At 66.2% G+C, this 12,149-nt stretch carries 10 protein-coding genes; 9 read left to right on the top strand and 1 reads right to left on the bottom strand.

The features are described 5' to 3' along the window. Nucleotides 1-342: 342 nt before the first annotated feature. The 9 genes from BFL28_RS19090 (at nt 343) to BFL28_RS19050 (ending at nt 11,618) form a co-directional block, all read left to right on the top strand. A complete protein-coding gene (locus BFL28_RS19090) occupies nt 343-1,002 on the top strand; it encodes a protein-L-isoaspartate O-methyltransferase family protein (protein ID WP_069322105.1) in 660 nt (219 codons plus the stop codon). 17 nt (nt 1,003-1,019) lie between these two features. Beyond that, nucleotides 1,020-2,531: a TolC family outer membrane protein gene (locus BFL28_RS19085; RefSeq protein ID WP_069322119.1), complete on the top strand. Its 1,512-nt coding sequence runs from the start codon at nt 1,020-1,022 to the stop codon at nt 2,529-2,531. A 70-nt stretch (nt 2,532-2,601) separates the two neighbouring features. Further along, nucleotides 2,602-3,093 carry a DUF2497 domain-containing protein gene (locus BFL28_RS19080; protein ID WP_241527407.1) on the top strand — a complete coding sequence of 164 codons (492 nt, stop codon included), beginning with the start codon at nt 2,602-2,604 and terminating at the stop codon, nt 3,091-3,093. A 37-nt stretch (nt 3,094-3,130) separates the two neighbouring features. Then, nucleotides 3,131-5,812, top strand: coding sequence for a valine--tRNA ligase (locus BFL28_RS19075; protein ID WP_069322118.1), 2,682 nt, complete (start codon nt 3,131-3,133; stop codon nt 5,810-5,812). 31 nt (nt 5,813-5,843) lie between these two features. Beyond that, complete coding sequence (locus tag BFL28_RS19070; RefSeq protein ID WP_069322103.1) at nt 5,844-7,310, top strand: MATE family efflux transporter; 1,467 nt, start codon at nt 5,844-5,846, stop codon at nt 7,308-7,310. An 18-nt stretch (nt 7,311-7,328) separates the two neighbouring features. Continuing rightward, on the top strand, nt 7,329-8,318 hold the full coding sequence (hemB, locus tag BFL28_RS19065; protein WP_069322102.1) for a porphobilinogen synthase: 990 nt from the start codon (nt 7,329-7,331) through the stop codon (nt 8,316-8,318). Continuing rightward, nucleotides 8,315-8,845: a GNAT family N-acetyltransferase gene (locus BFL28_RS19060; protein WP_241527406.1), complete on the top strand. Its 531-nt coding sequence runs from the start codon at nt 8,315-8,317 to the stop codon at nt 8,843-8,845. The genes hemB and BFL28_RS19060 overlap by 4 nt, the downstream gene beginning before the upstream one ends. After that, the gene (locus BFL28_RS19055) at nt 8,842-9,375 is read left to right on the top strand and encodes a GNAT family N-acetyltransferase (RefSeq protein ID WP_069322100.1); all 534 of its coding nucleotides are present in this window, start codon (nt 8,842-8,844) and stop codon (nt 9,373-9,375) included. Before BFL28_RS19060 ends, BFL28_RS19055 begins: the two co-directional genes overlap by 4 nt. Then, a complete protein-coding gene (locus BFL28_RS19050; RefSeq protein ID WP_069322099.1) occupies nt 9,372-11,618 on the top strand; it encodes a fused MFS/spermidine synthase in 2,247 nt (748 codons plus the stop codon). The genes BFL28_RS19055 and BFL28_RS19050 overlap by 4 nt, the downstream gene beginning before the upstream one ends. Here the strand turns inward: BFL28_RS19050 and BFL28_RS19045 are convergent. Beyond that, nucleotides 11,615-12,106, bottom strand: a complete 492-nt coding sequence (locus tag BFL28_RS19045) for a hypothetical protein (RefSeq protein ID WP_069322098.1) — start codon at nt 12,104-12,106, stop codon at nt 11,615-11,617. The genes BFL28_RS19050 and BFL28_RS19045 overlap by 4 nt on opposite strands. Nucleotides 12,107-12,149: the final 43 nt, after the last annotated feature.

Below are 12,149 nucleotides of genomic sequence, written 5' to 3'. Positions count from 1 at the left end.
CAGAGGACTGCAAATCCACTGCCACCCCGCGCAAATCCCCCAAAGTTCGCACTTGGCTCTGGAACCCGCAGAACTCCGTGATAGAACGGAGCATGAATCGTGCGAACTTTGGGGGATTTGCGCGGGGTGGCAGTGGATTTGCAGTCCTCTGCGTAACCACTCCGCCATCGGGCCGTCTGGAGCGAGAGCGGGCAGATGCGCGGGGGAGCGGTCGATGTCAACCGGGCGTGTGAAAATAGCAACATGCATCGCTTGGCGTGCGGATCGGCACAGGATAGAAGCGCAGCGAACCATGAACTGTGTTGCACGACTAATACGGTTGTGCGAATAGGCGGAGTGACCATGACCGCAATTGCCCCGACCCTCGATCTTGAAGCTGCGCGCCACGCGATGGTGGTAAGCCAGCTGCGCACCAGCGGGGTCAATGACGCTCGCGTCGTCGCCGCGATGGCGCAGGTCGAGCGCGAGCAATTCCTGCCCGAATCCCAGCGGCCTTTCGCCTATCGCGACCGGTCGCTGCCGCTGGGCAATGGCCGCGCGCAGAATCCGCCGCTCGCCACTGGCCTGTTGCTCACCCAGGCGCAGATCGCCCCGAGCGACGCCATCCTCGTGATCGGTGCTGCGGGCGGCTATACTGCTGCTGTCGCGGCTAAGCTCGGCACGCGCGTCGTGGCTGTCGAGACTGATCCCGGCCTGGCGTCCGCTGCTCGCGTCGCGCTCGGCGGCACGGTCACGGTCGTGGAAGCACCGCTCACCGTCGGCGCGCCTGACCTTGCTCCCTATGACGTCCTGATCGTCGATGGCGCTATCGAGGCGTTGCCCGATTCGCTCGCCGAGCAGGTGAAGGTGGGCGGCCGGATCGTTGCAGGACTGGTCGACCGCGGCGTGACGCGCCTTGCCGCCGGAGTCCGCACTGAGGCCGGCTTCGGCCTCGTCGATTTTCTCGACAGCGATTGCGCCATCCTGCCGGGGTTCGAACGCCCCAGCGTCTTCGAATTTTGAAAGTGATGAAGCGACCCATGCGATTGGCCCTATTGCTCGCGGGCGTCAGCGCCGCCGGTCTGGCGCTTCCGGCAGCCGCGCAGACCGCCGCACCCCCTGTGACGGCGCAATTGCCCGCGCCGACCGAGACGCTGCGCGAAGCGATGGTCAAGGCATATACGACCAACCCGGAATTGGCCGCTGAACGCGCCAATTTGCGCGCGACGGACGAGAATGTGCCGATCGCCCGCGCCCGCGGCTTGCCCTCGGCGGGCGCTCAGGTCGGCTATAACGAGAATGTCTACGATACCAACTTCAACGGGTTCAGCCCGATCCGTCGCGCGACGGTCGGCGTAAACCTGTCGATGCCGGTGTTCGATGGCGGCGCGGTCCGCAACTCGGTCCGCGCGGCCGATGCGCGCGTCGCGGTCGGGCAATCCAATCTGCGCACCGCCGAAGCCAACATGTTCCTCGACGTCGTCGCGGCCTATATGGATGTGATCCGCGACGAGGCGATCGTGCGGCTCAACCGGCAGAATGTCAGCGTCCTGGGCGTCAACCTGCGCGCCACGCGCGATCGCTTCGAGGTTGGCGACCTCACGCGCACCGACGTTGCCCAGTCCGAGGCACGGCTTGCCCTGGCCGAAGGCCAGCTGCGCAGCGCCGAAGCGCGATTGATCGCCAGCCGCGAGACCTATGTCCGCGTCGTCGGCAGCGAACCGGGCGTGCTGGCGCCGCCGCCGCCGCTTCCCGCCTTGCCCGCCGACACCAACGCAGCGGTTACCGTGGCGCTGGACGAAAATCCGGCGATCGATGCCGCGACGCAGAGTGCCGAGGCGTTCGGCTATGACGTCCGCGTTGCGCGGTCGACGCGTTCGCCCACGGTTTCGGTCGGTACGAGCGGCAGCTATTTCAACAATCTTCGCTCGGGCGGGCTCAACATCGGTAACTCGGGCGTCAACCCGATCAATGATGGGGTCAGCAACGCGGCAACCGTGACGCTGAACGTCCCCTTGTTCCAGGGCGGTGAGCCTGCGGCGCGCGTGCGGCAAGCGCAGGCCCGGCAGTCCTCGGCACTGGAAACTGCGATCGCGACCGAACGCAGCGTGATCGCGCAGACGCGCTCGGCCTATGCCAACTATCAGTCGACTCAGCGCGTGATCGAATCGTCGCGAGTTGCCGTGAGCGCGAACCGCCTTTCGCTCGAAGGCGTGCGGGCCGAGAACAGCGTCGGCACGCGAACCATTCTCGAAATCCTAAATGCCGAGCAGGAGCTGCTCAACAGCCAGGTCCAGTTGGTCACCGCCGAGCGCGACGCCTATGTCGCTGGCTTCATCTTGCTTGCGGCGATGGGCCGGGCAGAGGCAGAGGATCTCGGTCTCGATGGTGGCATCCTCTACAACCCCAAGACGAATTATGAGCGTGTCCGCCGCCGCTGGAGCGACTGGGGCGATGGTCCCGAACCGCAGGCGACCGCGACGCGCACGACCGGCGTGCCGGCGCAAACGCCGCAGACCTTTGGCCCGGTCGATCCAGCTAATCCGCGCTGAACGGTTGACAGGAGGCCGCTGAATCCGACAGGTGGCGGCTTCCGAACATCCCTAACGCGGGAGTGACGAATTGGGGGACGTCAGTAACGAGCCGTCGATGGAGGACATTCTGTCCTCGATCAAACGCATCATCGCCGAAGAAGGCGAGAGTGCAACCACGGGTCGTGCGCGTCGTCCCGCGCGTCCAGCTGCGCCACCTGCGCAGGTCGTCGATGACGAGGACGAGATCCTGGAGCTGAGGCAGCCGGTCGAACCCGAGCCAAGCCCCGAGCCGCCTCGCGCGAGTGCCGACGTTGCGCAATCCGTGCCGCCGCCGCCCGTCGCCCCCGCGGCGCCAGCGGAGTCGATTCTCTCGCCGCTGGCCGCCGAAGCGACCCGCGGCCCGCTCGAGCAGTTGTCCCGCCTGATCGTTCGGCCCGAAGTTGGCGGCAGCGACACGCTGGAAGGGTTGGTGCGCGACATGCTCCGGCCGATGCTGCGTGAATGGCTCGACGCCAATTTGCCGCGCATGGTCGAGGAGATGGTGCAACGCGAGATCACGCGGATCACGACTCGCAGCTGATCTTGCCATCATGGTTCGGCCCGTTAAGGGCAGCGGCATGAGCGAGCTTCCAAAGACCTTCGACCCGGCTGAAATCGAATCGCGCTGGTATGCGCATTGGGAGGCGAACGGCCTGTTCCGGCCCGACCGCCCCGGTGCCGAGCCGTGGACGATCGTCAACCCGCCGCCCAACGTCACCGGTTCGCTCCATATCGGCCATGCGCTCGACAATACGCTGCAAGACATTCTGGCCCGCCATGCGCGGCTCAAGGGCAAGGATGCGCGCTGGGTCGTGGGCATGGATCATGCCGGCATCGCCACGCAGATGGTGGTCGAGCGCCAGCTGAATGCCAACCAGCAGAAGCGCACCGACTTCAGTCGCGAGGCTTTCGTCGACAAGGTCTGGCAGTGGAAGGCCGAGAGCGGCGGCGCGATTACCGGCCAGTTGCGGCGCCTGGGTTGCTCGATGGACTGGAGCGACGAGCGCTTCACGATGGACGAGGGCTTTTCGAAGGCTGTCCTCAAGGTCTTCGTCGAACTCTACAAGCAGGGGTTGCTGTATCGCGACAAGCGGCTGGTGAACTGGGACCCGGGCCTGGGTACCGCGATCAGCGACCTTGAAGTCGAGACGACCGACGTCAAGGGCGGCTTCTGGCACCTCAAATACCCGCTGGCCGACGGCAGCGGTCATATCGAGGTGGCGACCACGCGGCCTGAGACGATGCTGGCCGACATGGCAGTCGCCGTTCATCCCTCCGACGAGCGTTATGCGGCGATGGTCGGCAAGCAGGTCCGATTGCCGATCACCGGCCGTCTGATTCCGATCATCACCGACGAACATGCCGATCCCGAACTAGGGTCGGGCGCGGTCAAGATCACGCCGGGGCATGACTTCAACGACTTCGAAGTGGGCAAGCGCGCCGGCATCAAGGCGGCGGACATGCTCAACATGCTCGATGCCAAGGCGAACATCACGCAGACCGCCGACGGCCTGATCCCTGACGAGTTGATCGGCATGGAACGGTTCGCCGCCCGCAAGCGGGTGGTCGAGCTCCTCAAGGCGGATGGCTGTCTGATCCCGCACATCGACAAGGACGGCAACGAGCACGATGCCGAACCGCGCACGATCGCGACGCCATTCGGCGACCGTTCCGGCGTGGTGATCGAGCCGTGGTTGACCGACCAATGGTATGTCGACGCCGCCACCCTGGCGAAGCCGGCGATCGAGGCGGTGCGCTCGGGCGCCACGAAGATCGTGCCGAAGAACTGGGAAAAGACCTATTTCAACTGGATGGAGAACATCCAGCCCTGGTGCGTCAGCCGCCAGCTGTGGTGGGGGCACCGGATCCCGGCATGGTTCGCCGATGATGGCAGCGTCTATGTCGCCGAGACCGAGGCCGAGGCGCAGGCGCAGGCCGGGGCTGGCGTCGCGCTGAAGCAGGACGAGGACGTTCTCGACACCTGGTTCTCGTCCGCCTTGTGGCCGTTCGCGACGCTGGGTTGGCCCGAAGCTGGCGACCCGACGCTCGGCGGGCGCTACCCCAACGATGTGCTGATCTCCGGCTTCGACATCCTGTTCTTCTGGGATGCGCGCATGATGATGCAGGGCCTGCACTTCATGAAGCAAGTACCGTTCAAGACCCTCTATCTCCATGGGCTGGTTCGCGCGGCCGACGGCGCGAAGATGTCGAAGTCGAAAGGCAATGTGGTCGATCCGCTAGGCCTGATCGACAAATATGGCGCGGATGCACTGCGTTTCTTCATGGCGGCAATGGAGAGCCAGGGCCGCGACGTGAAGATGGATGAGAAGCGGGTCGAGGGGTATCGCAACTTCGCGACGAAGCTGTGGAACGCCGCGCGCTTTGCACAGAGCAACGGCATCCGCGCCAGCGAGCAGATCGAGCCGCCAGCAGCCACCCTGGCGGTCAACAAGTGGATCGTGGCCGAGACCATTCAGACCGTGCAGGCGATGGACCTCGCCTTTGCCGACTACCGCTTCGACGAGGCAGCCAATGCGATCTACCAGTTTACCTGGAGCCGCTTCTGCGATTGGTATCTCGAACTGATCAAGCCGGTGCTTCAGACCGAGGGAGCAGATGGCGCTGCCGAGACGCGGCAGGTCGCGGGCTGGGTGCTCGACCAGATCCTGGTGCTGCTCCACCCGTTCATGCCGTTCATCACCGAAGAGCTTTGGTCCAAGCTGGGCGATCGCCCGGATTATCCGCTGATCACCGCTAGGTGGCCGATTGCCGATGCGCGGTCCATGGATGCCGATGCCGTGCAGGAGGTCGACTGGCTGATCCGGCTGGTCGGCGAGGTTCGCGCGGCACGCACCGAGCTCGACATCAAGCCGGGCGCGCGGTTGGCGCTGCACGTCCGCGACGCGCATGCCGAAACGACTGAACGATTGGCGCGGCAGGAGGCGGCGCTCGGCCGGCTCGCCCGGGTCGACCGCGTCGAGGGCGAAGCGCCGGCAGGCGGCGCGGTGCAGATCGTGGTCGATGAAGCGACGTTCGTCATCCCGCTGGAGGGCGTGATCGACATTGAAGCCGAGCGCGCTCGCCTGACCAAGGCGATCGGCGCGGCGGAGAAGGAGCGCGACGGCCTGAACGGTCGCCTGTCCAACCCTGCTTTCGTCGAAAAGGCAAAGCCCGAGGCGGTCGACAAGGCGCGCGCGGATCACGCCGACAAGTCAGCCGAGGTCGCTCGGTTGCAGGCGGCGCTCGGCCGGTTGGGCTAGGCGCATCGCGGGGGAGGGAACTTCGGGGCGGATGGCGGGTAGGGCGGCGCTGCCTTCCCCCGCCAACCGCCGCGACCTGACGCAAGGGCCGATCGGCCGCACGCTTTTGTTGTTCGCGCTGCCGACGCTCGGTTCGAACATCCTCCAATCGCTCAACGGCTCGATCAACTCGATCTGGGTCGGGCGCTTCCTGGGTGAACAGGCGCTGGCCGCGACCAGCAATGCGAACATCATCATGTTCCTCATGTTCTCGGCCGTGTTCGGGTTCGGCATGGCCGCGACGATCCTGATCGGCCAGTCGATGGGGCGGCATGATGTCGACGCTGCCCGGCGCGCGTTCGGCTCGGCAATCGGACTAGTGACGGGCGGCGCCGTCCTGATCTCGGCGCTCGGCTGGCTGCTCACGCCGCAGATCCTGCATCTGCTCGGCACCCCCGGCGAAGCGGAGGTGCTGGCGCGCGATTACCTGCGGGTCATCTTCCTCGGCCTGCCATTCTCGATGCTGGGCGTGCTCATCCAGATGGGGTTGCGCGGTGCCGGCGATTCGCTGACGCCGCTATGGTTCATGGCGCTCAGCGTCGTTATCGATTCAGCATTCAACCCGCTGCTGATCGCCGGCATCGGGCCGTTCCCCGCAATGGGCATCGCCGGATCGGCAACCGCCACGCTGCTGGCCGGCATCGTTTCGTCGGTCGGCCTGCTCATCTACCTCTATTGGCGCGATCTGGCGATTCGGCTGCGCGGGCCGGAGCTGCGCTACCTGCTCCCCGAACGCGCGCTGGTCCGCACGATCGTGGCCAAGGGGCTGCCGATGGGCGCGCAGATGCTCGTCATGTCAGCTGCGGGCCTGTCGATGGTCGGCATGGTCAATCGGCTGGGGATCGAAACCGCCGCAGCCTATGCCGTGTCGCAACAGCTGTGGACCTACATCCAGATGCCGGCGATGGCGATCGGCGTCGCGGTGTCGAGCATGGCGGCGCAGAATATCGGGGCGGGAAAATGGGAGCGGGTGGGCGCGATCACGCGGGCCGGCTTGATCACCACCGTTGCGATCACCTTGACCGTCATCGTGGCCATTCTGTTGTTCGACCGGCCGGTCATGGCGCTGTTCGTCGGGGCCGATAGCCCCGCAATCCCGATCGCGCGCCATATCCAGCTGATCGCCAGCTGGACCTTCGTGATGTTCGGCATGACCATGGTCCTGTTTTCCACCGTCCGTGCCAATGGGGCGACGGTCGCGCCGCTGATCATCCTCGCCATCACCTTGTTCCCGATCCGTCTCGGCTTCGCGATCTTCGGCCAGAGCTGGATCGGGTCGGACGCACTGTGGCTGGCATTTCCGGTGGGATCGGCCTGCTCGCTTGTCCTTGCCGCAATCTACTACCGCCGCGGCACCTGGCGCCGCGATATGTTGCTGGTCGACGAAAAGCAGGGCGAGGCGCAGGAACAGGCGCACGCAACCACCGAGCCGGCCGGCCGCTTGCAACCCACTGGCTGAGGAGGCATCAGCGCCGGCATGAGCCATTATCCAGCGCTTCGCCTTCGCCGTACCCGCGCCTCGGGCTGGAGCCGGCGGCTCCATGCCGAAACCGTGCTCACCCCGGCCGACCTGATCTGGCCCCTCTTCGTGACCGATGGGGAAGGGGTGGAAGAGCCGATCGCCTCGCTGCCTGGCGTCTCGCGTTGGTCGGTCGATGCCATCGTCACGCTGGCGCGCGATGCAGCTGCATTGGGCATCCCGTGCCTGGCGCTGTTCCCCAACACGCCGCACGACCGGCGCAGCGAGCGCGGCGAAGAGGCGCTGAACCCCGATAATCTGATGTGTCGCGCAATCCGTGCGATCAAGGATGCGGTGCCCGATATCGGCCTGCTGACCGACGTGGCGCTCGACCCCTATACCGCGCACGGCCATGACGGGCTGGTCGATGAAGCCGGCTATGTGCTGAACGATGCGACGGCCGAGATCCTGGTCGAACAGGCGTTGAACCAGGCGCGTGCCGGTGCCGACATCATCGCACCCAGCGACATGATGGACGGTCGCGTCGGCCTCATCCGTGACGCGCTGGAGCACGAAGGCCACGCCAACGTCCAGATCATGGCCTATGCCGCGAAATACGCATCGGCCTTCTATGGCCCGTTCCGTGATGCGGTCGGCTCGCGCGGGCTGCTGAAAGGGGACAAGAAGACCTATCAGATGGACCCCGCCAATGCCGAGGAAGCGCTGCGCGAGGTCGAGCTGGACCTGGGCGAGGGTGCCGACAGCGTCATGGTGAAGCCCGGCTTGCCGTATCTCGACATCGTGCGTCGGGTGAAGGAACGGTTCGAGGTGCCGGTGTTCGCCTATCAGGTCAGCGGCGAATATGCGATGATCGAGGCAGCGGCCGCCGCGGGCGCGGGGGATCGCGACGCGCTGGTCCTGGAAACGCTGATGGCGTTCAAGCGCGCGGGATGCAGCGGTGTGCTCACCTATCATGCGGTCCATGCCGCACGGTTGCTGAACGCTTGATCGCCACCCAACGCCTGATGCTTCGCGTGCCAGTTGCGGCGGACCGACCCGCCCTCCACGCCATGTGGGCGGACCCCCGGGTCATGGCAGAGCTGGGGCCGGTCAAGGATGCGGCGGCGAGCGATGCGGCGTTGGCAAAGCATGAGGGCTATCGCCACGAAGGGTTGGGCTTCTTCACGGTGGCGCGCAAGGCCGACGGGGCGGTGATCGGTTTCTGCGGACTGAAACGCGGCGATCCGCCACACCCGATCGATGGAGAGGTCGAGGCTGGCTGGATGATCGCGCCGGCGTACTGGCGTCAGGGCTATGCGCTGGAAGCGATGCGGGCCGTGTTCGACTGGGGCTGGGCAACATTCGACATGCCTCGCATCGTTGCCATCACGTCGGCACGCAATTCAGCGAGCCAGCCGGTGATGCGCCGGCTGGGGATGGTTCGGCTGGCGGATGGTGATTTCGAGCATGCCGGTTTCTCCGCCGACGATCCGCTTCGCCACATCGTCACCTACGCGATCGAGCGGCCGCGATGATCGAGACCGCCCGGCTCATTCTGCGCCCATGGGAAGATCGCGACCGCGCGCCGTTCCACGACATGTGCCGCGACCCGCAAGTCATGGCCACGCTCGGTCCGTTGATGACTCGTGAACAGAGCGACCTGCTCGTCGACCGCGTCATCGGGTTCCAGCGCGAGCTCGGCTATACCTTCTGGGCGCTGCAGCGGCGCGAGGACGGCGCATTCCTTGGCTTTTGCGGCTTGAAGCCCGGCGCGCTGGACACCCCGATCGAGGGACAGGTCGAGATCGGCTGGCGCCTTGGCTCGGCCCATTGGGGCAAGGGCTATGCGCGGGAGGCGGCGCAGGCTAGCCTCGACTGGGCGTGGGATCATCTCAACGTCGCTGCCGTGATGGCGATTACCGCGCGCGTGAACAGTCGGAGCTGGGGTTTGATGGAACGTCTGGGCATGCAGCGGCTCGCCGAACTCGATTTCGACCATCCACAAGTGCCACCGGACAGCCACCTGCGCCCGCACATCGTCTACCGCGCGGATCGCCCCGCATGAGCGATACCGCTGCGGTACCGGTGGCACCGCGCTCGCGCGCGCTGAGTGGGCCGCTGTTCGTCGCGACGATCCTGCTTGGCAGCTTCCTGTTGTTTCTGGTCCAGCCGATGGTCGCGCGCATGGCGCTGCCGCGGCTGGGCGGTGCCCCGGCCGTATGGAACAGCGCGATGCTGGTTTATCAGGCGCTGCTGCTCGGCGGCTATGCCTATGCCCATTGGCTGGGCCGGGTGCCGGTCCGGCAACAGGCGATGATCCACCTCGGCGTGCTGGCAGTCGCCGCGCTCTGGCTTCCGCTGGGACTGATGAAGCTGGAGATGCCCGCCGATGCCGAGCCGGCGATCTGGGTGCCGTGGCTGCTCGGCGCCTCGATCGGCCCGCTGTTCTTCGCGATCTCGGCGCAGGCGCCGCTGTTGCAACGCTGGTTCGCGGTCGCGTCCGGCGGGCGCGATCCCTATGCGCTCTATGCCGCATCCAACATCGGCAGTTTCGGTGGCCTGATCGCCTATCCGCTGCTGGTCGAGCCGGGCCTTGCGCTCAACGGGCAGAGCTGGCTGTGGACGGCCGGCTATGGCCTGGTGTTCGCGGCGGTCGCGGCGTGCGCGTTGCTCCTCCCGCGCCGTCTGGTGGGTGAACCGCACGTCGTCGCGACCAGCGCACCGCCGTCGCCCCGCCGCGTCGCGCACTGGGTTCTGCTGGCTTTCGTCCCCTCCGGGCTGATGCTGGCGACGTCGAGCTTCCTGACGACCGACATCGTCGCCGTGCCGATGTTGTGGGTGCTGCCGCTCGGGCTCTATTTGCTCAGCTTCACCATCGCCTTCGCTACCCCGCGCTGGGCAGCGGATCTGCTGACGAAATTCGCGCCGGTGACGATCCTGATGTTCGGCGGTCTGATGATCGCCGGCAGTCACGAAAGCCCGATGCTCAACGCGATCATGGCGCTCGGCCTGTTGTTCATGGCGGCCGTGGCGTTGCACACGCGCATGTACGATCTGCGGCCGGAGCCGGATCGGCTGACCGGCTTCTACCTCGCAATGTCTGTCGGCGGCGCGCTCGGCGGCGTGTTCGCCGGCCTGATCGCGCCGATCCTGTTCGACTGGACCTGGGAATATCCGATCCTGATCCTCGCCGCCGGGCTGCTCGTCCGGCAGAGCTTCCTGCTCCCCCCGGTCGCCAGGCTGTGGAACGCTCAGGAGCAGGGTCTGCGCATCCGCGTGCTCGTCGTCGCGCTGCTGGTCGCGATCGTCGTCTGGTTCGGTTTGTCGGAACATGCTTCCATGCTCGGTGCCGAGCCGCTCGGCGCGCTGTACCTGATGATCGCCGTTATCGGATTGCTCACTGTCGGTAAGCGGCTGCCCTACATGATCGTGCTGTTCGGCGCGCTGTTTCTGTTCGGCGGCTATCGCTCGCTCACGATGAGCTGGCAGGGCGACATTCGCACGCGCAGCTATTTCGGCGTCTATACGATCACCGACATGGCATCGCAGCGGCGGCTTGCGCACGGCACCACGCTGCATGGCGTTCAGCTGAAGGGCGGCTCCGACAAACTGCGCACGCCGACGACCTATTATGTTCCGGGGTCGGCGGTGGGTCAGGCGATGCAGGCACTGCCCGACTTCTATGGGCCAACTGCCCGGGTCGGCGTGGTTGGCCTCGGGACGGGCACGCTCGCCTGCTATGCCCAGCCGGGGCAGTCATGGCGCTTCTACGAGATCGACCCGGCCGTGGTGAAGCTGGCGAGCGGGCCATTCCGTTTTCTGGAAGAGTGCCTGCCTAACGCGAATATCGTGCTGGGCGACGCACGGCTGCGGATCGCCGAAGCACCGCCGGCAAGTCTCGATCTGCTCATCCTCGACGCCTTCTCGTCCGACGCGGTGCCGATGCACCTGATGACCCTTGAGGCGTTCAACAGCTATGCCCGCGTGCTGAACTCGAGCGGCCTGCTGGTGGTCCATATCTCCAACCGCTTCCTCTCGCTCGAACCGGTGGTCGAGGCGGCGGCGCGGCTCGGCGGCTGGCATGCGGCAGGGCTGACCTATCATCCCACGATGATGGAGGAATTCGAAGAGGCGGCCACGTCCGACTGGATCGCCCTGTCCCGCTCGCCCGAGACGCTTGAGCGGCTGAAGGCTCGGGGCGGCGAGTGGCGCCAGCTGCGCACCACGCCCGGTTTCACGCCATGGACCGACGATTATGCGACGATCCTGCCGGTCCTGCGCGCGCTGAACGACGACCTGCCGGATTAGCCGGCGATCGCGTCCTCCATCGCTGCGAGGCGATTGCCCTGCGTTTCGCTGGCCGAACCCAATTCGGCGATCGCAGCGTCGAGCGCGGGATAGGCGGGCTCGCCGTTCGACGCTCGCGCAATTGCGATCTCTTCCAGCGACGTGACAATTCCCGCCATCTCGCCGCGGATCGGCGCAAGCTCGGCCAGGGCGGTTTGTGCGCGAATCCAGGCTTCACTGCCCACTGCCAGCCCGCGTGCGACGGCGACTCGCGTCTCGGCTTCGATCGCTGCGGCATTGAACCGGCGGACGATTGCATCGGCCGCGGCGCGCTGATCGGCGATTCGCGCGTCGAGCGCCGGATCGGGGGCGGCGACCGCATCGGGACGCGCTGGCTCGGCATTGCTGCGGCTCTCGATCGGGCGCGGCAGGAGCGAGGGATAGCTGTCGTCCGCGACCGTGCAGGCGGTCAGGGGCGCCAGGGCGGCAATGAAGAGGAAGCGTCGCATCCCGAGCGGTCTATGCCGCGAAGAAATTGTGCGCAACGGGCTT

Origin of the sequence: Sphingomonas turrisvirgatae (assembly GCF_001721295.1) — a bacterium.
Lineage (GTDB): Bacteria > Pseudomonadota > Alphaproteobacteria > Sphingomonadales > Sphingomonadaceae > Sphingomonas > Sphingomonas turrisvirgatae.
This window is presented reverse-complemented; position numbering and strand designations above follow the sequence as displayed.

Excerpts from the sequence above, each read along its gene's own strand:
- BFL28_RS19075 (WP_069322118.1), top strand. The coding sequence starts at position 3,131 with ATGAGCGAGCTTCCAAAGACCTTCGACCCGGCTGAAATCGAATCGCGC.
- BFL28_RS19050 (WP_069322099.1), top strand. The coding sequence starts at position 9,372 with ATGAGCGATACCGCTGCGGTACCGGTGGCACCGCGCTCGCGCGCGCTG.
- BFL28_RS19055 (WP_069322100.1), top strand. The coding sequence starts at position 8,842 with ATGATCGAGACCGCCCGGCTCATTCTGCGCCCATGGGAAGATCGCGAC.
- BFL28_RS19090 (WP_069322105.1), top strand. The coding sequence starts at position 343 with ATGACCGCAATTGCCCCGACCCTCGATCTTGAAGCTGCGCGCCACGCG.
- BFL28_RS19085 (WP_069322119.1), top strand. The coding sequence starts at position 1,020 with ATGCGATTGGCCCTATTGCTCGCGGGCGTCAGCGCCGCCGGTCTGGCG.
- BFL28_RS19070 (WP_069322103.1), top strand. The coding sequence starts at position 5,844 with ATGGCGGGTAGGGCGGCGCTGCCTTCCCCCGCCAACCGCCGCGACCTG.
- hemB (WP_069322102.1), top strand. The coding sequence starts at position 7,329 with ATGAGCCATTATCCAGCGCTTCGCCTTCGCCGTACCCGCGCCTCGGGC.
- BFL28_RS19045 (WP_069322098.1), bottom strand. The coding sequence starts at position 12,106 with ATGCGACGCTTCCTCTTCATTGCCGCCCTGGCGCCCCTGACCGCCTGC.